Below are 21,760 nucleotides of genomic sequence, written 5' to 3' on the forward strand. Positions count from 1 at the left end.
TGCCCAAAATGCCTTGCGTGCTCATTTTTTCCAGAAAGACCTACGGTTTTTTCCGTTTGTGCGAGTCTTTCCAGATGAAAAATCCAAACCCTGCAAAAAACAGAACCATGAGGCCGACTGTCAGCACTCCGGCGATCACCACGTTGTCGAAAAACATGACTGGCCTCCAGCACTTGCCCTGTTGCGATAGGGCTAAGTTAACCAATCGGGCAGGAGAGAAAATTGACCGGGATCAATGTCGCCCGAGACTGGGCGTAAAGGAGAGGCAAAACTGACCTGCATCAAACAATGCAGGGGGGCTTAACGCTTTTTCGGTTTGTTCTTCGGCTTCTTCTTGGGTTTTCCCAAAGGCATAGCCTGCTCGAATGCCTGGCGCACTTCATTCAGGCGCTTCTCGTTGAGGTCATGAACCCGCTTGGCGCGTTCAGTGTTGAGATCGATCAGTTTGTCGTCCTGGCTCATGTCTTCAATACATCGCATCGTTTAAAGGTGCTGCGCTTGCACGCATGTTCGCGCCAATAATGGAGCCTGACGACGACGCTGACCAGTACTGGCATCAGATCTCGATATCGACCCACAAACCCTGCCTCGGCTCGTCTTCGATCAACGGCGCCACTGGCACCGTGTTGTCCGCGTTCAACTCATAGCCGGGAATCGGCAAATGCTGATCAGATTGGCCATCGGCTTCTCGCCGACGCTTTTCTCGCTGCTGCTGACGGCGCTGTTCTTCGCGCAGCTGAAATGCTGCTTCCTCGGCGTCGCGCTGCTGCAGGTCGATCGTGCTGTCGCTGGAGGTCTGCTGTACCGGGGTCACGGGCGCGATGTCCGGGCGCTGGCGAACCGGGTCCTGCTGTGAAGTGATCGGCACGGCACTCAATGGGAGCATCGGTGGCAGCATGATTTTTGTTCTCCTGTCAGCAGGCTGTCGGCTGCGGGGACCGCGACTTGAGCCAGCTCACGCAAACTGTGACCCGGTTGGCACTTGCGCGGTGGCGGCGGGCTTGGGCGATTGGACTGTCATTTATCGGACAACGCCTGAGCCAGACGTTCCACCAGGATCAAAAGATCGCCGCTTCCGTCAGCGCCTGCACGCGTTATCCTTTGGCCTGGAGCCCTCATTCCGTTAAGATAGCCCGCTTTTTCAAGGTGGGAGTCAGGCAGCATGGCGCAGCAGTATCAACCGGGGCAACGCTGGATTAGTGACAGCGAAGCCGAGCTGGGTTTGGGCACCGTTCTGGCACAGGACGGCCGCTTGTTGACCGTGCTCTATCCGGCCACTGGCGATACCCGCCAGTACGCGCTACGGAATGCGCCCCTCACCCGCGTGAGGTTTTCTCCGGGTGACTCGATCACTCACTTCGAAGGCTGGAAACTGACCGTACAGGAAGTCGACGATGTCGACGGCCTGCTGGTCTACCACGGCCTCAACGCGCAGAACGAAACCGTCACCCTGCCGGAAACCCAGCTGTCGAACTTCATTCAGTTCCGCCTGGCCAGCGACCGTCTGTTCGCCGGGCAGATCGACCCGCTGGCCTGGTTCTCCCTGCGCTACCACACGCTGGAACACACCAGCCGTCAGCTGCAGTCCTCTTTGTGGGGCCTGGGCGGCGTTCGGGCGCAACCAATCGCCCACCAATTGCACATTGCCCGCGAAGTCGCTGACCGCATCGCCCCTCGGGTTCTGCTGGCGGACGAAGTAGGCCTGGGTAAAACCATCGAAGCCGGCCTGGTGATCCATCGCCAATTGCTCTCGGGTCGCGCCAGCCGCGTGCTGATCCTGGTTCCGGAAAACCTGCAGCACCAGTGGCTGGTAGAGATGCGTCGCCGTTTCAACCTGCAGGTCGCGCTGTTCGACGAAGAACGCTTTATCGAAAGCGATGCGACCAACCCGTTCGAAGACACCCAGCTGGCATTGGTTGCGCTTGAGTGGCTGGTGGACGACGAAAAAGCCCAGGACGCGCTGTTTGCTGCCGGCTGGGACCTGCTGGTGGTCGATGAAGCGCACCACCTGGTCTGGCACGAAGAAAAGGCCAGCCCTGAGTATTCCCTGGTCGAGCAACTGGCCGAAGTCATTCCCGGCGTCCTGTTGCTGACCGCCACCCCGGAACAACTCGGCCAGGACAGCCACTTCGCACGTCTGCGCCTGCTCGATCCGAACCGTTTCCACGACTTGCACGCCTTCCGCGCCGAGAGCGAAAACTACCGCCCGGTGGCCGAAGCCGTTCAGGAGCTGCTGGACCAGGGCCGTCTGTCGCCTGAAGCGCACAAGACCATCCACGGTTTCCTCGGTAATGAAGGCGAAGCGCTGCTGGCTGCGGTCAACGATGGCGACACCGAAGCCAGTGCGCGCCTGGTTCGCGAACTGCTGGACCGCCATGGCACCGGACGCGTGCTGTTCCGTAACACCCGCGCCGCCGTGCAGGGGTTCCCGGAACGCAAACTGCACCCGTATCCGCTGCCGTGCCCGGACGAATACCTCGAGCTGCCCCTGGGCGATCACGCCGAGCTGTACCCGGAAGTGAGCTTCCAGGCCCAGCCGGATGCCAATGAAGAAGAGCGCTGGTGGAAGTTCGACCCACGTGTCGAGTGGCTGATCGATCAACTGAAGATGCTAAAGCGCACCAAGGTTCTGGTGATCTGTGCCCACGCCGAAACCGCGATGGATCTGGAGGACGCCCTGCGCGTGCGTTCCGGCATCCCGGCGACGGTGTTCCACGAAGGCATGAACATCCTTGAGCGTGACCGCGCCGCCGCCTATTTCGCCGACGAGGAATTTGGTGCCCAAGTCCTGATCTGCTCGGAAATCGGCAGTGAAGGTCGCAACTTCCAGTTCTCGCATCACCTGGTGCTGTTCGACCTGCCTGCGCACCCGGACCTGCTGGAGCAACGCATCGGTCGTCTCGACCGGATCGGCCAGAAGCACATTATCGAGCTGCACGTGCCCTACCTGGAAACCAGTCCGCAGGAGCGTCTGTTCCAGTGGTACCACGAGGCCCTGAACGCGTTCCTCAACACCTGCCCGACCGGCAACGCGCTGCAGCATCAGTTCGGCTCGCGCCTGCTGCCGTTGCTGGAAAATGCCGACGACGGCGAGTGGCAAGCGTTGATCGACGAAGCCCGCGCCGAGCGCGAGCGCCTGGAAGCCGAGCTGCACACCGGCCGCGACCGCTTGCTGGAGCTCAACTCCGGCGGTGCCGGCGAAGGTGATGCACTGGTCGAGGATATTCTTGAGCAAGACGATCAGTTCGCCCTGCCGATCTACATGGAAACCCTGTTCGACGCCTTCGGCATCGACAGCGAAGACCATTCGGAAAACGCGCTGATCCTCAAGCCGAGTGAAAAAATGCTCGACGCCAGCTTCCCGCTGGGCGACGACGAAGGCGTTACCATCACCTACGACCGCAACCAGGCGCTGTCTCGCGAAGACATGCAATTCATCACCTGGGAACACCCGATGGTCCAGGGTGGCATGGACCTGGTGCTGTCCGGCTCGATGGGCAATACCGCCGTGGCGCTGATCAAGAACAAGGCGCTCAAACCTGGCACCGTGTTGCTGGAACTGCTCTACGTCAGCGAAGTGGTGGCGCCGCGCTCACTGCAGCTGGGGCGCTATCTGCCGCCAGCCGCCCTGCGCTGCCTGCTCGATGCCAACGGCAACGACCTGTCGGCTCGCGTAGCGTTCGAAACCCTCAACGACCAGCTCGAAAGCGTTCCTCGGGCCAGCGCCAACAAGTTCATCCAGGCCCAGCGTGACCAGCTGACGCCACGGATCAACGCCGGTGAAGAAAAGATCTTCCCGCGCCATGCCGAGCGCGTCGCCGAAGCCCAGCGCCGCCTGGCCGCCGACACCGACGAGGAACTGGCACGCCTGACCGCCCTGCAAGCGGTCAACCCGACGGTACGCGACAGCGAACTGGTCGCACTGCGCAAACAACGCGAGCAAGGCCTGGCCATGCTCGACAAGGCTGCGTTGCGACTGGAAGCGATTCGGGTGCTGGTGGCGGGGTAAGCCCTCTGGCGCTTTTTTTGTAGGAGCGAGCTTGCTCGCGAAGAACTCATAGACACCGCGTTTACCAGGCTTCACGCGTTATCGTTGAGTTTTTTCGCGAGCAAGCTCGCTCCTGCAAAAGTCGATGCTCGCGCCGGTGATGCCCTGCTCGTGATTGCAATTACGCAGTCGCCGCCGAAACCCCAGGCTCGACCACAGCCACCAACCCATCCTTCATCCGCTTCGCATCCCGCACAAAACACCGCGAAGCCATGAATAGAAACACCATGGTGAAAAACAGCGCCACCGGTATCAGGTACATCGCGTCGTGCAGGCCTACCGCCTTGAACGCTTCGGTCATCTGCCCGGCGCCAGCCGCCAGCATCGCCGTGTGGGCGAAGTGATCGGACAGCCCACCGACCACCACCGGCCCCAATCCGCCGCCGAGCAGGTACAAGCCGGCAAAAAACAGCGCCATGGCCGTTGCCCGCAAGCGCGGCTCGACCACGTCCTGGATAGCGGTGTAGACGCAGGTGTAGAAGTTGTAGGCAAACAGCCAGCCCAGGCTGAATACCCCGACAAACAGTCCGATCTCGATTCGCCCGGCGTGCAGGGCCCAGGCAGTGCATACGGTCGAGACAATCAGGCTGAAGGCTGCAAACAGCAGCCGCCCATTGGCGACCCGCTGGTGGATCTTGTCAGCGACCAACCCGCCCAGGGTCAGGCCGAACAACCCGGTGACACCGACAATCACCCCGGTCGCCACCGCAGCGTCATGCAGTGGCATCAGGAAGTAGCGTTGCAGCATCGGCACCAGGAATGAGTTACAGGCATAAGTTGCGAAGTTGAAGCACAACCCTGCCATCACCAGCCACAGGAACGTCGGCACGGCCAATACCCGACGGATTGGCCGCTCGACGCGCTCCTGGGACACCTGCACGCTTTCCGCGGCACCACGCTTGGGTTCCTTGATGAAAAACATGAACACCGCCAGAACCAGGCCCGGCACTGCGGCAATGAAAAACGGCGCACGCCAGCTGTCGAAGGTCTTGACCATCCAGCCGATGGTGAAGAAAGCCAGCAACAGACCCAGTGGCAGGCCCAGCATGAAGATACCCATCGCCCGGGCACGCCGGTGCGCCGGGAACAGGTCGCCGATCAACGAATTGGCCGCCGGTGCATAACTGGCTTCGCCAATACCAACACCCATACGCACGAGCAAAAACGTCCAGAAACTGCCGACCAGGCCATTGACCGCTGTCAGCCCGCTCCAGGCCGCCAGCCCCCACCCCATCAACTTGGCCCGTGAACCGGTATCGGCCATTCGCCCAAGGGGCAGGCCGGCGATTGCATAGACGATGGTAAATGCCGTACCGATGATCCCCAGCTGAAAATCACTCAAGTGCCATTCCATGCGAATGGGCTCGATGATGATGGCCGGGATGGTGCGGTCGAAAAAGTTGAACAGGTTGGCCAGGAACAACAGGAACAGAATGCGCCACGCATTCGCCGCTTGGGTCGAGTTCTGCATGCTTCCGTCTCTTTTATTGTTATGGGGCTTAACTGCCCCCGGAACATGCAATCTAGTCACGCCTGCACAAGCTGTCTGTAATTATTCGTTAAGCTGATAGGCGGCCATGAAGAGCCCAATGCCCGCGCGATTTGATTATTGCCAAACGCTCTAATACTCATTCCAAATCGATTGACGCCAAACTGCCACCACGGCTTGCGCTTCCGCCGTGCGCTCTATACTCCAAGGCAACCCGCCTGCAGCAGTGGCGGCAGCCAGGATGACGACAAACGGGAAATGCTATGGAATGGCTTGGTTTGCCTTTCATTACCGGCCTACCAGACAGTGGACAGGTAATCCTGAGTTGCACCCACAATCCGTTTCTAGTGCTGCTGGCATACGTGGTTGCGTGCGTTGGCAGCTTTGCCATGCTGGACATGGCCGAACGGGTGGATCATGCACAGAAGGCGGAATCCCGGCGCCTGTGGAGCCTGACAGGAACTGCCTGCCTGGCAGGTGGAATCTGGGCCATGCACTTCATTGGCATGCTCGCGTTTCAAGCGCCTGTCGAGATCCATTACGCCCTGCCCATTACCCTCGCCTCCCTGCTGATTGCCCTGCTCGCTTCATGGCTGGTGATGCTCACCCTCAGCCAGGCGCAACAAACCCTGTGGCGTTACGTAGGAGCCTCGGTGTGCATTGGCCTGGGCATCGCCGCCATGCATTACGTCGGCATGGGTGCCATGCGCTCCGAAGCCGCCGCTTACTTCGAGCCGACGCTGTTCACACTGTCTGTGCTAATCGCCATGCTGGCCGGCCTTGCCGCCCTGCTGATCGCCCGGCAGTTGCGCGGCGGCATGGGCCTGCCCCATCAACTGAAGAAATACACCGCCAGCCTGGTGCTTGGCGCCGGTCTCTTCAGCATGCACTTCACCGGCATGGCCGCGTTCAATATGGTGCTGCCTGCAGGCAGTGCCCTGACGCCGCCTGGAGAAAACGATCACCTGCAACTGGGACTCACCGTGGCCGTCATGACGCTGCTGATCATCGGCAGCAGTATCAGCGCGGCCTTGGCCGACAAAAAGCTGCAGCACAAGGAGCACGACCTGCAACGGGTCAACGCCTTGCTCAGCCAACTCGACCAGGCACGGATGTCGTTGCAGCAGGTGGCGCATTACGACGCGCTGACCAACCTGGTCAACCGCCGCGGGTTCAACCAATTGTTCGCCGAGAAGCTCAGCGAAAAGACCAAGGAAGGCGGCATGCTCGCGGTAGTGTTCCTGGACATCGACCACTTCAAACGTATCAACGACAGCCTCGGCCATGACGCCGGCGACGAATTGCTCAAGGTCCTGGCCAGTCACATCAAGAGTTCGGTACGCAGCCATGAAGATGTGGTGGCACGCTTCGGCGGTGATGAGTTCTGCATTCTCATTGGGTTGCACGACCGTGAAGAAGCCCGGCAAATGGCCCAGCGCATCATGATGAAAATGAAGGAACCCATCGAGCTGGCGGGACGGCGCATGGTGATGACCACCAGCATTGGCATCAGCCTGTTTCCCGAAGATGGCAGCACCTGCGAAGAACTGTTGAAAAACGCCGACCTGGCGCTCTACCAGTCCAAGGGCAATGGCCGCAACGGCCTGAATTTCTTCAGCGCGAACCTGAAGACCCGTGCAACGCTGGAACTGCAACTGGAAGAAGAACTGCGTCACGCCCTGCGCGAGAACACCGGACTGATGCTGTATTACCAACCGATCTTCGACCTCAAGACCGGGCTGGTGAGCAAGCTCGAAGCCCTGGTGCGCTGGCAGCATCCGGTGCATGGCCTGCTCTCGCCAGAGCGGTTTATCACCATCGCCGAAGCCAACGGCCTGATTGCGGAACTGGACAACTGGGTGCTGCGCAAAGCCTGCGAAGACTTGAGTGAATTGTCCCGCCAGGGCTGCGAAGCACTCAGGATCGCGGTGAATTGTTCACCGCTGAACCTGGCGCGCGAGGAACTCGCCGATGAAATCGAACAGGCGTTGCGGGTCGCCGGTGTAGCCCCGCAACGGCTGGAACTGGAAGTCACGGAAAATGCGCTGATGGGCAACATCGCCAACACGCTGGTGTTGCTGCGCCAGATTCGTGCGCTGGGGGTATCCTTGTCGATCGACGACTTCGGCACCGGGTATTCCTCCCTCGCCTATCTCAAACGCCTGCCGCTCAACACCTTGAAGATAGATCGGTCATTTATCCAGGAGATTCCCGAGTCGACCCAGGACATGGAAATCGTCCAGGCGATCATTATCATGGCCCATACCCTGCACTTGCAGGTTGTCACCGAGGGCGTCGAAACGCTGGAGCAATACGAATTCCTGGAGCGCTACGGCTGTGATTTCGTCCAGGGCTACTTGCTCAGTCGCCCGGTTCCGCTGGCTGAACTGCGCCCCGTCCTTAACGAAATCAACCAGCGCCAGTATTCGAGCCCGGTCATTCCCTCGGGCCAGGCTCGCGGTACATCTGCACTAACGTCGACGGATCCTTTTCCAGGAAGCCCTTACTCCCGTGCAACCGCATCAATTGCGCGGCCAGTGCGCTGAGGGGTGTCGCGGCCCCCTGTTCGCGGGATAATTTCACGGCGGTGTCGAGATCCTTGAGCAGTGTGCGAACGTGCCATTTCACCGGTTCGAAACGGTTGTCGGCCATTTGCGGCGCAAGGATCTGCAACGGCTTCGAATCGGCGAACCCCCCTGCCAGCGCCTCGGCAATCAGGCTGGCATTAACGCCGGATTGCTCGGCCAAGGCCACCACCTCGGCAATGACCAATGCATTGCAGGCAACGATCATCTGGTTGCAGGCCTTGGTCACCTGCCCCGCGCCGACGCCCCCCATGTGGGTCACCCGCTGGCCGATGCTCAGCAATGCAGTCCTGACCCGTTCAAGGTCTGATGCCGCGCCGCCGACCATGATCGCCAGCGACCCCGCTTCGGCGCCCACCACGCCACCAGACACTGGCGCGTCCAGCCATTGCATGCCCCTTGATGCGTTCAACGCAGCGGCCATTTCCCTGGTGGCCGCAGGCTCGAGGCTGGAAAAGTCCACCAGCAACTGGCCGTTTCTCGCACCCTCGGCGATGCCTGCCGCGCCAAACACCACTTCGCGCACCACTGCAGTATCCGCCAGGCAAAGCATGACCACGTCCGCGTGCGCACACAGCTCGGCCGGCGTCGAAACCTGTCGCGCCCCGGCCTCGACCAGCGGCAAGCACTTGTCCGGATTGCGATTCCACACAGTCAACGCAAAGCCCGCCGCCATCAATCGTCGGCACATCGGCAAGCCCATCAGGCCGATACCGGCAAATCCCAAGGAAGGTAAAGTTGCCACGGGTGGTTCCTCCAATTGAACAGGGGTAAAAAAGCCTGGTGTGCTCGAACCGGGCCAACATCTGGAAACAATTAAATCGACCAATGGCGGGTCAGCCAACTGTTCCCGTTACGTGCGCGTCACCCTCTCCACGCGTTCGATGTGGCCTTTCTCCACGGCAACATGCCATCACGCTACGGGCCTACACACTTTCCAGCAAGCAGCTCATGCACCAATAAAGCGCAGAGGTTTATTCGCCCGCCCTTTCCTGGATCAGAATCCACGGCGAAACCACCACGGCCCACAGCTCTGGATCTCGCTCGAAAAGATCCAGCGCCCGCGATTCAGAGAGCTTGGCGAGTTTGTCGGCGGCCAGCCAGGCAGCCACTTTCTCACCTTCGTCAACCGCCACCGCCTCGGCCGCGGCGATCAAATCCAGAGCCGGGTCGACCCATAACAGGGCACCCTTGGCGAAGAAGGGTTCAAGCTCTTTCCAGGTAATAGATGCGGTCTCACCAAGCAGCTTGGCATAGAGGGTGCTAGGTTCTTGATTCATGGGTTCTGTCCGGAAAAGAAATCGACGCGAATGATAAACGTCGATGGTCTGGCAGCAAAACCCGGATGCAATTTGCTTCACCGATTGAAAACCGCAGGAAAGCCAAGGAATGCAGGTGAATCAAGCTATTAGCCAGCTAACATCCCGCCGCGATTCTGTATTTTTCTTTCAATTAAGCGACACCCTCTGGTTTTGCCCCCCGGCGCTGCCTTCCCAGGCTGACAATCGGCGCTCTACACTGTACCGGTACAGTTGTCGGGGGCATTTCCGGAGGGTATCGACGATATCTGACCCGGTTCTGCTGCTACGGCGCCAGGACTATAAAAACTACAACAGTAAGAGTGGAGCACTATGACTAAGGCTACTAAGCAGATTTCCAAACTGTTTGCCGCTATGGTTCTGGCCGGGGTTGCCAGCCATTCGTTCGCAGCTGACACCATCAAGATCGGCATTGCCGGCCCTAAGACCGGTCCTGTAGCCCAGTACGGCGACATGCAGTTCAGTGGCGCCAAAATGGCCATCGAGCAGATCAACGCCAAAGGCGGCGTAGACGGCAAGAAACTCGAAGCCGTTGAATACGATGACGCCTGTGATCCAAAACAAGCGGTAGCGGTAGCGAACAAGGTCGTCAACGACGGCGTCAAGTTCGTAGTCGGCCACCTGTGCTCCAGCTCCACTCAACCGGCTTCGGACATCTACGAAGACGAAGGCGTGATCATGATCACTCCGGCCGCCACCAGCCCGGACATCACCTCCCGTGGTTACAAGATGGTGTTCCGCACCATCGGTCTCGACAGCGCCCAGGGCCCTGCAGCCGGTAACTACATTGCCGATCACGTGAAGCCGAAAATCGTTGCCGTCCTGCACGACAAACAGCAATACGGTGAAGGCATCGCTACCGCCGTGAAACAAACCCTCGAGAAGAAAGGCACCAAGGTGGCCGTGTTCGAAGGCATCAATGCCGGCGACAAGGATTTCTCCTCGATGATCGCCAAGCTCAAGCAAGCCAACGTCGACTTCGTTTACTACGGTGGCTACCACCCGGAGCTGGGCCTGATCCTGCGTCAAGCCTCGGAAAAAGGCCTGAAAGCCAAGTTCATGGGTCCGGAAGGCGTGGGTAACGACTCCATTTCGCAGATCGCCAAGGACGCGTCCGAAGGCCTGCTAGTCACCCTGCCGAAATCCTTCGACCAGGACCCTGCCAACATTGCCCTGGCTGACGCGTTCAAAGCCAAGAAAGAAGATCCGAGCGGTCCGTTCGTGTTCCCTTCCTACTCGGCTGTTGAAGTCATTGTCGGTGGCATCACTGCCGCCAAGAGCGAAGACCCGGCAAAAGTGGCTGAAGCCATTCACGCTGGCACTTTCAAAACCCCGACTGGCGACCTGAGCTTCGACGCCAAGGGCGACCTGAAAGACTTCAAATTTGTGGTTTACGAGTGGCACTTCGGCAAACCTAAAACTGAAGCTTCGCCTCAGTAAGGCCTTGCCTGACTGACTGCCCACAAAGCCCACGGCGTGCCGTGGGCTTTGTTTTACGAATGTACTGGGCCGCGCTTGCGTGATCCGCAAGTCTCCCCACCTGAAAATCTCAAAACCGTCATCAGCGGTTCGCTGGCAAACCCCGAATTCGAAGTGGATGCAGATCCGCGGGATCGGGCGGGAAAATGACTCCACCAGTGAAATGCGTATCAGGTTTTTAGGAGCGCTGTAATGCCTGACATCTATCACTTTTTCCAACAGCTGGTTAACGGCCTCACCGTTGGCAGCACGTATGCCCTGATCGCCATCGGCTATACGATGGTTTACGGCATCATTGGAATGATCAACTTCGCCCACGGCGAGGTGTACATGATTGGCTCCTACGTGGCGTTCATCGCCATCGCAGGCCTGGCCATGATGGGACTCGACAGCGTCCCGCTGCTGATGACTGCCGGTTTCATCGCGAGCATCGTCGTCTGCAGTGCCTACGGTTACAGCATCGAACGGATTGCCTATCGCCCATTGCGTGGCAGCAACCGTCTGATTCCGCTGATCTCGGCCATCGGCATGTCGATCTTCCTGCAGAACACCGTTCTGCTGTCGCAAGACTCCAAGGACAAATCCATCCCCAACCTGATCCCCGGGAATCTCTCATTCGGGCCAGGTGGTGCACATGAAGTGCTGATTTCGTACATGCAGATCGTCGTGTTCGTGGTGACCCTGGTCGCCATGCTCGGCCTGACGATGTTCATCTCCCGTTCCCGACTGGGTCGCGCCTGCCGCGCCTGCGCCGAAGACATCAAGATGGCCAACCTGCTGGGTATCAACACCAACAACATCATTGCCCTGACCTTCGTCATCGGTGCGGCGCTGGCAGCCATTGCAGCCGTGTTGTTGAGCATGCAATACGGCGTGATCAACCCGAACGCCGGCTTCCTCGTTGGCCTCAAGGCCTTTACCGCTGCGGTACTTGGCGGCATCGGCAGCATTCCCGGCGCCATGCTCGGCGGACTGGTGCTTGGGGTGGCGGAAGCCTTTGGTGCCGATATCTTCGGCGACCAGTACAAGGACGTCGTGGCTTTCGGCTTGTTGGTTCTGGTTCTGTTGTTCCGGCCGACCGGCATCCTGGGCCGTCCGGAGGTTGAAAAGGTATGACTAAGAATCTTAAGCAAGCGCTCTTCAGCGCGCTCCTGGTCTGGGCAGTTGCCTATCCGGTGCTCGGCCTCAAACTGACCATCGTCGGCATCAACCTGGAAGTCCACGGCACCAGCAACATGACCCTTGCAATCATCGCGATCTGCTCGGCACTCATGTTCCTGCGGGTGCTGTTCGACGACCCGATCAGCAAGGCCTGGAAATCCTCGCCGTCCATGCCCTTGATTCCGGCCAAGGCCAGCAACTTCCTGACCCTGCCGACCACTCAGCGCTGGATCATCATCGCTTTGATCATCGGTGCCCTGGTCTGGCCGTTCTTCGGCTCCCGTGGCGCGGTGGACATTGCGACCCTGATCCTGATCTACGTGATGCTGGGCCTGGGCCTGAACATCGTGGTCGGTCTCGCAGGCCTGCTCGACCTGGGTTACGTCGGTTTCTACGCCGTCGGTGCCTACAGCTATGCGCTGTTGTCGCACTACCTGGGCTGGAGCTTCTGGGTCTGCCTGCCGGTCGCCGGCCTGATGGCAGCCACCTTTGGCTTCCTGCTCGGCTTCCCGGTTCTGCGCTTGCGGGGTGATTACCTGGCGATCGTGACCCTGGGCTTCGGTGAGATCATCCGTCTGTTCCTGCGCAACCTCACGGACATCACTGGCGGCCCGAACGGCATCAGCAACATCGAGAAGCCCACGTTCTTCGGCCTGACCTTCGAACGCAAAGCGGCCGAAGGCATGCAGACGTTCCATGAGTACTTCGGGCTGCAATACAACTCGATCAACAAGGTAATTTTCCTCTACCTGGTTGCGCTGTTGCTGGCCCTGGCGGCCCTGTTCGTCATCAATCGCCTGTTGCGCATGCCAATCGGCCGTGCCTGGGAAGCGTTGCGTGAAGACGAGATCGCTTGCCGTGCACTCGGCCTCAACCCGACCGTCATCAAGTTGTCGGCCTTCACCCTGGGCGCCAGCTTCGCCGGTTTTGCCGGCAGTTTCTTTGCTGCCCGCCAGGGCCTGGTCACGCCCGAGTCATTCACCTTCATCGAGTCGGCGATCATCCTCGCCATCGTCGTTCTGGGTGGCATGGGCTCGCAGCTGGGGGTGATCCTGGCTGCCGTGGTGATGATCCTGCTGCCGGAAATGATGCGCGAATTCAGTGAATACCGCATGTTGATGTTCGGTGCCTTGATGGTGCTGATGATGATCTGGCGTCCTCAGGGTCTGCTGCCCATGCAACGTCCTCACATGGAGCTGCGCAAATGAGCCGCGAGATCCTGAAAGTCGAAAATCTGAGCATGCGCTTCGGCGGCTTGCTGGCGGTCAACGGCGTGGCCCTGACCGTCAAGGAAAAACAGGTCGTCGCCTTGATCGGCCCTAACGGCGCCGGCAAGACCACGGTGTTCAACTGCCTGACCGGCTTCTACAAGCCGAGCGGTGGCAGCATCCTGCTCGACGGCCAGGCGATCGAAGGCCTGGCCGGGCATGAGATCGCCCGTAAAGGCGTGGTGCGAACCTTCCAGAACGTGCGGTTGTTCAAGGACATGACGGCGGTCGAGAACCTCCTGATCGCCCAGCATCGTCACCTGAACACCAACTTCCTGGCCGGTCTGTTCAAGACCCCGGCGTTCCGCAAAAGCGAGCGCGAGGCGATGGAATTTGCCGAGTACTGGCTGGACAAGGTCAACCTCAGGGAATTCGCCAACCGAACGGCTGGCACGCTGGCCTACGGTCAGCAACGTCGCCTGGAAATCGCCCGCTGCATGATGACCCGCCCGCGGATCCTCATGCTCGACGAACCGGCTGCAGGCCTGAACCCCAAGGAAACCGAAGACCTAAAGGCGCTGATCGGCGTGTTGCGTGAAGAGCACAACGTCACCGTGCTGTTGATCGAACACGACATGAAGCTGGTGATGAGTATTTCCGACCACATTGTCGTCATCAACCAGGGCACTCCCCTGGCCGACGGCACGCCGGAACAGATCCGCGATAATCCTGAAGTGATCAAAGCCTACCTGGGGGAAGCGTAATGCTGCAGTTCGAAAACGTTTCCACCTTCTACGGCAAAATCCAGGCCTTGCACGGCGTCAATGTGGAAATCCGCCAGGGCGAAATCGTCACCCTGATTGGTGCCAACGGCGCCGGCAAGTCCACTTTGCTGATGACGTTGTGCGGTTCACCTCAAGCTCACAGTGGCAGTATTCGCTACATGGGCGAGGAACTGGTCGGGCAGACTTCAGCGCAGATCATGCGCAAGAGCATTGCAGTGGTACCGGAAGGCCGTCGAGTGTTTGCTCGCCTGACCGTGGAAGAAAACCTCGCCATGGGCGGATTCTTCACCGACAAGGGCGATTACCAGGAACAGATGGACAAGGTCCTCGGACTTTTCCCCCGCCTGAAGGAGCGCTTCAGTCAACGTGGCGGCACCATGTCCGGCGGCGAACAGCAGATGCTCGCCATCGGCCGCGCGCTGATGAGCAAGCCCAAGCTGCTGCTGCTGGACGAGCCGTCACTGGGTTTGGCACCGATCATCATCCAGCAGATCTTCGACATCATCGAACAGCTGCGCAAGGATGGCGTCACGGTTTTCCTGGTGGAGCAGAACGCCAACCAGGCGCTGAAAATCGCTGACCGAGCGTACGTTCTGGAGAACGGTCGGGTGGTGATGCAAGGCACTGGTGAAGCACTGCTGACCGATCCGAAAGTACGCGAGGCGTATCTGGGCGGCTAAGCACAATACCCTGTAGGAGCTGCCGGAGGCAGCTCCTACGTGGTTATATGCGATGCCTCAAAGCTTGTCCAACGCCTCACCACTGCGCTTGAACCACCCCATCAGATAGTCCGCCAGCACCTGCGTGCGTTTCGGCAAACCGCCCTGGTATGGATGCACCAGATACATGGGCATCCTGCGGGTCTGATAGTCACGCAACAACCAGCGCAAGCGCCCGTCGGCCAACTCCGTTTGCAATAAATACGACGGCAACCGCGCAATCCCCGCACCCGCCAGCGCCGCTTTCTTCAGCAGGCTGTAACGATTACTGGCGAACGGTCCCATCACTCGCACCCGCAGCAACTCGTGCTGCTGGTGATAGAGCCATTCTTCGCGACCGCTGTAATGGCTATTGAGCAGGCAGCGGTGCTCTGCCAGTGCCTGTGGTGTTGCGGGCTCACCATAGTGTTCAAGGTACACAGGGCTGGCGCAGGTCATCTCATGCCAGGCCAACAGCGGTCGGGCCACCAGCCGCTCGTCGTTACCGACCTCGGAGCGCACTGCAAGATCAAAACCCTCTCGGGATAAATCGCGGAATTCGTTACTCAGGTCCAGCTCGATTTGCACCTCTGGGTACTGTTGAGAGAATTCCAGCAACAACCCATCGAAAAAAGTTTCGCCCAGCGACACCGGCACAGTCATGCGCACTGGCCCGGCCATATCGTCCTTCAATCGCGCCAATGCCTGACGCGCCCTCTCCACTTGCACCACCAGTGCCTGGGCCTGGGGCAATAGCGCAGCGCCGGCCGCCGTCAAACTCAGGCGGCGGGTGGTGCGCTGCAGCAGGACTACGGAAAATCGGCTTTCCAGCAGGCTGATGCGCTTGGACAATTGCCCCTTGCTGCAACCCAGTTGCTGCGCAGCCAGGGTAAAACTTCCCGCCTCGATCAATACCGCGAACGCCGCGAGGTCATCCATTTCGCTCATGGATTGTTTCCTTTTGAAAACCAAAGGTTGCCTATTAGCACGCTTATCAGTGAAAAAAACCACCCCTAGACTGGAGCCTCGCTTAAACCACCCGGGGATCAAGGCATGAAAATTCTGTTGATAGGCGCAGGCGGCACCATCGGTTCAGCGGTCGACAAGGAGTTGTCGCAACGTCACGAAGTCATTCGCATCGGTCGTAACAGTGGCGATCTGCAGGTGGATATCAGCGACAGCGCCTCGATTCGCAAACTGTTCGAGCAGACCGGAAGATTTGACGCCCTGGTCTGTGCCGCTGGCAACGTGACATTCGCGCCGCTGGATGAGATGTCCGAGGAGAGTTTTGCACTGGGGCTGAAGGACAAACTGATGGGGCAGGTCAACCTGCTGTTGATCGGCCGCGAGTTCGCCAATGACGGCGCCTCGTTCACCTTCACCACTGGCGTGCTGAGCCATGACCCGATCCGCAGCGGCGCTTCGGCGGCCCTGGTCAACGGTGCGCTGGACAGCTTCGTACGCGCGGCGGCTATCGAATTGCCTCGCGGGTTACGCGTGAACTCCATCAGCCCGACCGTGCTGTTGGAGGCGATGGGCAGTTATGCGCCGTACTTCCGCGGGTACAAACCGGTTCCTGCGGCCGATGTGGCTTTGGCTTACGCCAAAAGCGTAGAAGGCTTGCAGACGGGTCAGACTTTTCACGTGGGCTGAGCGCCTGAGACAGTCTGTGGGAGGCTTGCCAGTGATCTGTGGGGCCTTGCCGGTGATCTTTGGGAGCAAGGCTTGCCCGCGATGGCGCCCTTGAGATCGCTATCGCCAGCAAGCTTTGCTCCCACAGTTGAGCCAGGTTGATCCAGGTTCAGGCAGTGGGAGCCAGGGGGAGGCCACTGCATCGCCGGGGTTGTGATGAGCGGTCAGGCTGCGTAACGTGGCAGCACTTGTCTGGAGAACCAAAGATGCGTGTTGCCCGTTCCCTTGTCCTCGTTGCCTTGCTTCCATTGTTTGCCGCGTGCCAGTTGTTCGATGGTCCGCGGCAAAGCGCCTCCCACGTGGGCCAGACCCGCATGCAGGGACAGTTGACGGCGGCGGATGGCAAGCTGGTGTTCCAGCCGTGCAATCAATCGAGCAGTTTTGTGGTCAACGACACCGGTGGCACCAGCGTGCTGCAGGAGGCTGCGACCCTGGCAGACAATCAGGGCAAGTTGTTTGCCGACGTGCGCGGGCGCATCGACGGCAACCGCCTCGACCTGCAGCAGTTGTACCGCGTCGAACGCTCGGGCACGGCCTGTGATGATCCCAACTTCAAATTGCTGATCCTGCGCGCCGCCGGCCAGACGCCGCCGTGGAGCGTCAAGGTCAGCGGCAAGGGCATGGTCATTGACCGCGCCGGCCAGCCACCCCTGGCCCTGCCCTATGTCGAGGAACAGCTGGGTGATGGCCGCTTCAATCTCAGCACTGAAGCCAATGACCAACGCATAGAGCTGTGGGTCGCGCCGCAACGGTGCGTAGATGCCACCACGGGCGCGGTCCAGCACATGAGCGCCGAACTGCGCATCAACGGCCAGGTCCAGCGTGGTTGCGGGTATTTCGGCGGAGCGCGTGACGACTGATCGTTTTAGCCTCACTGATTCGGGTCTTTGGGGCTTATAATCACCGGTTTGTGCTATTCCGCCCTGGCGCAGTCAAGCGCCCCGCGAACCGGATCCTGTCATGTTACGAATCACCGAACTCAAGCTGCCGATCGACCATCCCGAAGAAGACCTGCGCCCTGCCATCGTGCAACGCCTGGGCATTGCCAGCGATGACCTGCTCGATTTCACCTTGTTCAAACGCAGCTACGACGCGCGTAAAAAGTCTTCCGAACTGTGCTTCATCTACACCGTCGACCTCAACGTGCGCGATGAAGCGATGGTGCTGAACAGGTTCGTCGATGACCGTAACGTCAATGTGGCGCCGGATGTCAGTTACAAGGTCGTCGGCCAGGCGCCGGCGGATCTCGAACAGCGCCCGGTGGTCGTGGGTTTTGGTCCGTGCGGTATTTTCGCCGGTCTGCTGCTCGCGCAGATGGGTTTCAAGCCGATCATTCTGGAGCGCGGCACTGAAGTTCGTCAGCGCACCAAGGACACCTGGGGCCTGTGGCGCAAAAGCGTGCTCAATCCCGAGTCCAACGTACAGTTCGGTGAAGGCGGCGCAGGGACGTTCTCCGACGGCAAGCTCTACAGCCAGATCAAGGATCCGAAGTTCATCGGGCGCAAGGTCCTGCACGAGTTCGTCAAGGCTGGCGCGCCGGATGAAATCCTGTACGTCAGCAAACCGCACATCGGCACCTTCCGGTTGACCGGGGTCGTGGAGAATATGCGTGAGCAGATTCGTGCCCTGGGTGGCGAAGTGCGCTTCCAGCAGCGCGTCACTGACGTGCTGATCGAAGACGGACAGCTGACCGGCGTCGAGCTCGATGGCGGCGAACAGATACATTCCAGGCACGTAATCCTGGCCCTCGGCCACAGCGCCCGTGACACCTTCCGCATGTTGCACGGCCGTGGTGTGTTCATGGAAGCCAAGCCGTTCTCGGTGGGTTTCCGCATCGAACACCCGCAATCGCTGATCGACCGCGCGCGCCTGGGCAAGTACGCCGGCCACCCGAAACTCGGCGCGGCCGACTATAAACTGGTGCACCACGCCAAGAATGGCCGCTCGGTCTACAGCTTCTGCATGTGCCCTGGCGGCACCGTCGTAGCCGCGACGTCCGAGCCGAACCGGGTGGTGACCAACGGCATGAGCCAGTATTCGCGTAACGAACGCAACGCCAACTCCGGCATCGTCGTGGGTATTACCCCGGAAGTCGATTATCCGGGCGGCCCGCTGGCGGGGATCGAGCTGCAGGAACGCCTGGAGTCCCACGCTTTCGTGCTGGGGGGCAGCAACTACGAAGCCCCGGCGCAACTGGTCGGGGACTTCATTGCCGGCAAGCCGTCCACCGCACTGGGGAGTGTCGAGCCGTCCTATAAACCCGGAGTCGCCTTGGGGGACCTGGCCCTGGCGCTGCCGGCGTTTGCCATCGAAGCGATTCGTGAAGCACTGCCTGCCTTCGAAAAACAGATTCGCGGCTACTCGCTGCACGACGCGGTGCTGACCGGGATCGAAACCCGCACGTCCTCGCCGCTGCGCATTACCCGCGACGAGTCGATGCAGAGCCTCAACGTCAAGGGTCTGTTCCCGGCGGGTGAAGGCGCCGGTTATGCGGGCGGGATTCTCTCGGCAGGTGTGGACGGGATCCGGATCGCCGAAGCAGTGGCTCGCGACATCCTCGGCCTCGAGGCCTGATGCTCTAAGCCATTACAAAAGCTTGTGGAAAAACCTGTGGGAGCGAGCCTGCTCGCGATTGCATACGATCAGCCAGCATATCTGGTGAATGTTAATCCGCAATTGCGAGCAGGCTCGCTTCCACATGGGTCTACCACATAGGCTCTTCAGTGCCGCAGCGCCTTCAGATATTGGCGCGCAGCACGCTCGCCGGCAACGGCTCCCCACGCTCGGCACTCGCCGCGACCGCATCGATCAGGCCACTCAACTCATACCCCTGCGCCTTGAGCCAGGACTGATCGTAGTAGGTGTCGGCATAGCGTTCGCCACCATCACATAAAATCGCCACGATCGACCCCGACTCCCCCGCCGCCGCCATCTGCTGGGCTGCCATCAAAGCGCCAATCAGGTTAGTCCCGCTCGATCCGCCGACATGCCTTCCCAAGCGTCCGGCCAGGTAATGCATGGCCGCCAGAGACAGCGCGTCCGGCACCTTGACCATCGCATCAATAACTTTTGGCAGGAACGACGCTTCGACCCGGGGCCGACCGATACCTTCGATGCGCGAACCGTGATCCAGGCGCAGGCTCGCGTTGCCAGTCTGGTAGAAATCGAAGAACACGGAACGCTCGGCATCGGCGCAGAGTACGCGCGTGCAGTGCTGACGATAACGCACATAACGCCCCAGGGTCGCCGTGGTACCGCCCGTGCCGGGGCTGGAAATCAGCCAGCTCGGTTCCGGGTGCTTTTCGAAGCGCATCTGATGGAAGATTGATTCGGCGATGTTGTTGTTGGCGCGCCAGTCGGTCGCGCGCTCGGCATAGGTGAACTGATCGATGAAGTGGCCATCGTGCTCGCGTGCCAGGCGCTCGGACTCGGCGTAGATCTGCGTCGGATCATTCACCAGGTGACTTTTGCCACCGTAGAAGGCGATCTGCGCGATCTTCTCCCTGGACGTAGTCGCCGGCATCACCGCAATGAACGGCAGGCCGAGCATCCGAGCGAAATAAGCCTCGGAAATCGCCGTCGAACCGCTGGATGCCTCGATCACCGGCGCCCCCGGTTTGAGCCAGCCATTGCACAACGCATACAGGAACAACGAGCGAGCCAGTCGATGCTTGAGGCTGCCCGTGGGGTGGCTCGACTCATCCTTGAAATACAGTTCGATGCCGGTAAACCCGGGCAACGGCAAAGGGATCAGGTGAGTGTCGGCACTGCGCTGGAAGTCCGCCTCAATGATCCGGATGGCTTCTCGGGCCCACTGTCGGTTGTCGCTCATGGTGGTTTTCTCGTCGGATCGGGTTTTGGCAGACCTTTTTTTGAGGCCCAACATGCAAGCTTAGGAAAAAACCTACATCACGCACAGGTACAGCTGAGGTTCAATACGTTTGGCAACTGCTAGGCTCAGCCTCGGGTCCAGCACCCATAGCTGCAACGCTATATAACAAAAAAGAATATAAATTTTGTTTTAACAACTAACGGCACGGGTTAGGGTGTGCCACCTTCGAACCCATCAATGGAGAGTGACCTTGCCACTGCGTAGCACTTTCACGCGTTTCTTTCAGCTGGAAGCGGCCAGCGGTCTATTACTGATCGCCGCCGCAGTCCTGGCCCTGATCATCAATAACTCCCCGCTGTCGTGGCTGTACACCAGCTTTCTCGACACTCCGGTGGTGGCGCAGATCGGTGCGCTGCAAATCGCCAAGCCGGCGCTGCTCTGGATCAACGATGGCCTGATGGCGTTGTTCTTCCTGCTGATCGGCCTGGAAGTGAAGCGCGAAGTCCTCGACGGCCAGCTGTCGAAACCTTCCCAGGTCGTCCTGCCCGGTGCCGCGGCGATTGGTGGCATGGTCATTCCCGCGCTGGTCTACTGGTTCTTCAACCGGGATAACGGCGCAGCCCTTGATGGCTGGGCCATCCCGATGGCCACCGACATCGCTTTCGCCCTGGGCGTGCTTGCCCTGCTGGGCAAACGCGTACCGGTGTCGCTCAAACTGTTCCTGATGACCCTGGCGATCATCGATGACCTGGGTGCAATCATCGTCATCGCGATCTTTTACTCCGGCACCTTGTCGACCCTGTCCCTGGCTCTGGCAGGGGCCTGTATAGCGGCACTCCTCGCGATGAACCGGCTGGGTGTGGTCAAGCTTGGGCCGTACATGATCATCGGCCTGATCCTCTGGGTTTGCGTGCTGAAAAGTGGCGTCCACGCCACGCTCGCCGGCGTGACCCTGGCCTTCTGCATCCCGCTGCGCACGAAAAATGCCGAGCCTTCGCCGCTGCTGACCCTGGAACACGCCCTGCATCCCTGGGTAGCCTACGGCATCCTGCCGCTGTTCGCCTTCGCCAACGCCGGCTTGTCGCTGAGCGGCGTGACCGTCGAAAGCTTCACTCATCACGTACCGATGGGCATCGCCATCGGACTGTTGCTGGGCAAGACTGTCGGAGTGTTCGGCCTCACCTGGCTGGCGGTTAGAACCGGTATCGCAGCTCTGCCCCAAGGTGCCAACTGGGGCCAGGTGCTAGGCGTGGCGATCCTCTGCGGCATCGGCTTCACCATGAGCCTGTTCGTTGGCTCACTGGCGTTTGAACCGGGCGTCAGCGAATTCGCTGGCATGGACCGCATGGGTATTTTGACCGGGTCGATCCTGGCAGCGCTGATTGGTTATGCAGTGACAGCAGCGGCAAGCCGCAAGAATGCTGCGTTGGCCCACGCCTGACATAGGTTTGCGGCAAAATAAAA

19 protein-coding genes are annotated in these 21,760 nt (G+C 59.9%); 11 read left to right on the top strand and 8 right to left on the bottom strand.

Annotated elements, in window-relative coordinates; all coding sequences use genetic code 11:
- Positions 1-40: 40 nt before the first annotated feature.
- The 3 genes from ccoM to HYI44_RS18180 all read right to left on the bottom strand — a co-directional run bounded on the left by ccoM (position 41) and on the right by HYI44_RS18180 (position 898).
- The gene (gene ccoM, locus HYI44_RS29405; RefSeq protein WP_007906619.1) at positions 41-157 is read right to left on the bottom strand and encodes a cytochrome c oxidase subunit CcoM; all 117 of its coding nucleotides are present in this window, start codon (positions 155-157) and stop codon (positions 41-43) included.
- A gap of 143 nt (positions 158-300) precedes the next feature.
- The gene (locus HYI44_RS18175) at positions 301-462 is read right to left on the bottom strand and encodes a hypothetical protein (protein ID WP_007959203.1); all 162 of its coding nucleotides are present in this window, start codon (positions 460-462) and stop codon (positions 301-303) included.
- A 94-nt stretch (positions 463-556) separates the two neighbouring features.
- Entirely contained in the window at positions 557-898 is a 342-nt protein-coding gene (locus HYI44_RS18180; RefSeq protein ID WP_122837753.1) for an aspartate-semialdehyde dehydrogenase, read from the bottom strand.
- Positions 899-1,162: 264 nt separating this feature from the next.
- On the opposite strand from HYI44_RS18180, the gene rapA reads away from it, so the two are divergent.
- Complete coding sequence (rapA, locus tag HYI44_RS18185) at positions 1,163-4,009, top strand: RNA polymerase-associated protein RapA (RefSeq protein WP_045061052.1); 2,847 nt, start codon at positions 1,163-1,165, stop codon at positions 4,007-4,009.
- 160 nt (positions 4,010-4,169) lie between these two features.
- On the opposite strand, the gene HYI44_RS18190 is transcribed toward rapA, so the two are convergent.
- A complete protein-coding gene (locus HYI44_RS18190) occupies positions 4,170-5,519 on the bottom strand; it encodes a spinster family MFS transporter (protein ID WP_122837752.1) in 1,350 nt (449 codons plus the stop codon).
- Between the two features lie 281 nt (positions 5,520-5,800).
- On the opposite strand from HYI44_RS18190, the gene HYI44_RS18195 reads away from it, so the two are divergent.
- On the top strand, positions 5,801-8,083 hold the full coding sequence (locus HYI44_RS18195; RefSeq protein ID WP_225570125.1) for a putative bifunctional diguanylate cyclase/phosphodiesterase: 2,283 nt from the start codon (positions 5,801-5,803) through the stop codon (positions 8,081-8,083).
- On the opposite strand, the gene HYI44_RS18200 is transcribed toward HYI44_RS18195, so the two are convergent.
- Positions 7,974-8,867 carry an NAD(P)-dependent oxidoreductase gene (locus HYI44_RS18200; RefSeq protein WP_225570126.1) on the bottom strand — a complete coding sequence of 298 codons (894 nt, stop codon included), beginning with the start codon at positions 8,865-8,867 and terminating at the stop codon, positions 7,974-7,976. The two genes, HYI44_RS18195 and HYI44_RS18200, sit on opposite strands and share 110 nt — an antisense overlap.
- Positions 8,868-9,096: 229 nt before the next feature.
- Positions 9,097-9,402 (bottom strand): DUF2288 domain-containing protein, encoded by a 306-nt coding sequence (locus HYI44_RS18205; protein WP_225570127.1) that lies wholly within the window; start codon positions 9,400-9,402, stop codon positions 9,097-9,099.
- A 351-nt stretch (positions 9,403-9,753) separates the two neighbouring features.
- Here HYI44_RS18205 and HYI44_RS18210 point away from each other — a divergent pair, with 351 nt between their 5' ends.
- The 5 genes from HYI44_RS18210 to HYI44_RS18230 all read left to right on the top strand — a co-directional run bounded on the left by HYI44_RS18210 (position 9,754) and on the right by HYI44_RS18230 (position 14,754).
- The gene (locus tag HYI44_RS18210) at positions 9,754-10,881 is read left to right on the top strand and encodes a branched-chain amino acid ABC transporter substrate-binding protein (RefSeq protein WP_045061058.1); all 1,128 of its coding nucleotides are present in this window, start codon (positions 9,754-9,756) and stop codon (positions 10,879-10,881) included.
- 231 nt (positions 10,882-11,112) lie between these two features.
- Positions 11,113-12,036 carry a high-affinity branched-chain amino acid ABC transporter permease LivH gene (gene livH, locus HYI44_RS18215; RefSeq protein ID WP_045061059.1) on the top strand — a complete coding sequence of 308 codons (924 nt, stop codon included), beginning with the start codon at positions 11,113-11,115 and terminating at the stop codon, positions 12,034-12,036.
- A complete protein-coding gene (locus HYI44_RS18220; protein ID WP_045061060.1) occupies positions 12,033-13,289 on the top strand; it encodes a high-affinity branched-chain amino acid ABC transporter permease LivM in 1,257 nt (418 codons plus the stop codon). Before livH ends, HYI44_RS18220 begins: the two co-directional genes overlap by 4 nt.
- Positions 13,286-14,053 carry a high-affinity branched-chain amino acid ABC transporter ATP-binding protein LivG gene (livG, locus tag HYI44_RS18225; protein WP_045061061.1) on the top strand — a complete coding sequence of 256 codons (768 nt, stop codon included), beginning with the start codon at positions 13,286-13,288 and terminating at the stop codon, positions 14,051-14,053. Before HYI44_RS18220 ends, livG begins: the two co-directional genes overlap by 4 nt.
- Complete coding sequence (locus HYI44_RS18230; RefSeq protein ID WP_122837748.1) at positions 14,053-14,754, top strand: ABC transporter ATP-binding protein; 702 nt, start codon at positions 14,053-14,055, stop codon at positions 14,752-14,754. Before livG ends, HYI44_RS18230 begins: the two co-directional genes overlap by 1 nt.
- 57 nt (positions 14,755-14,811) lie before the next feature.
- Here HYI44_RS18230 and HYI44_RS18235 read toward each other — a convergent pair whose 3' ends face one another.
- Entirely contained in the window at positions 14,812-15,720 is a 909-nt protein-coding gene (locus HYI44_RS18235) for a LysR family transcriptional regulator (RefSeq protein ID WP_225570128.1), read from the bottom strand.
- A 105-nt stretch (positions 15,721-15,825) separates the two neighbouring features.
- Between HYI44_RS18235 and HYI44_RS18240 the strand changes: the two genes are divergently transcribed.
- The 3 genes from HYI44_RS18240 to HYI44_RS18250 all read left to right on the top strand — a co-directional run bounded on the left by HYI44_RS18240 (position 15,826) and on the right by HYI44_RS18250 (position 19,038).
- Entirely contained in the window at positions 15,826-16,425 is a 600-nt protein-coding gene (locus HYI44_RS18240) for a short chain dehydrogenase (protein ID WP_225570129.1), read from the top strand.
- Between the two features lie 245 nt (positions 16,426-16,670).
- The gene (locus HYI44_RS18245; protein WP_045061065.1) at positions 16,671-17,324 is read left to right on the top strand and encodes a COG3650 family protein; all 654 of its coding nucleotides are present in this window, start codon (positions 16,671-16,673) and stop codon (positions 17,322-17,324) included.
- Between the two features lie 100 nt (positions 17,325-17,424).
- Complete coding sequence (locus HYI44_RS18250; protein WP_122837745.1) at positions 17,425-19,038, top strand: NAD(P)/FAD-dependent oxidoreductase; 1,614 nt, start codon at positions 17,425-17,427, stop codon at positions 19,036-19,038.
- A 163-nt stretch (positions 19,039-19,201) separates the two neighbouring features.
- On the opposite strand, the gene HYI44_RS18255 is transcribed toward HYI44_RS18250, so the two are convergent.
- Positions 19,202-20,296 carry a PLP-dependent cysteine synthase family protein gene (locus tag HYI44_RS18255; protein WP_225570130.1) on the bottom strand — a complete coding sequence of 365 codons (1,095 nt, stop codon included), beginning with the start codon at positions 20,294-20,296 and terminating at the stop codon, positions 19,202-19,204.
- A 250-nt stretch (positions 20,297-20,546) separates the two neighbouring features.
- Between HYI44_RS18255 and nhaA the strand changes: the two genes are divergently transcribed.
- A complete protein-coding gene (gene nhaA, locus HYI44_RS18260; protein WP_225570131.1) occupies positions 20,547-21,737 on the top strand; it encodes a Na+/H+ antiporter NhaA in 1,191 nt (396 codons plus the stop codon).
- Positions 21,738-21,760: the final 23 nt, after the last annotated feature.

Source organism: Pseudomonas sp. Y24-6 (assembly GCF_020295325.1).
GTDB lineage: Bacteria > Pseudomonadota > Gammaproteobacteria > Pseudomonadales > Pseudomonadaceae > Aquipseudomonas > Aquipseudomonas gregormendelii.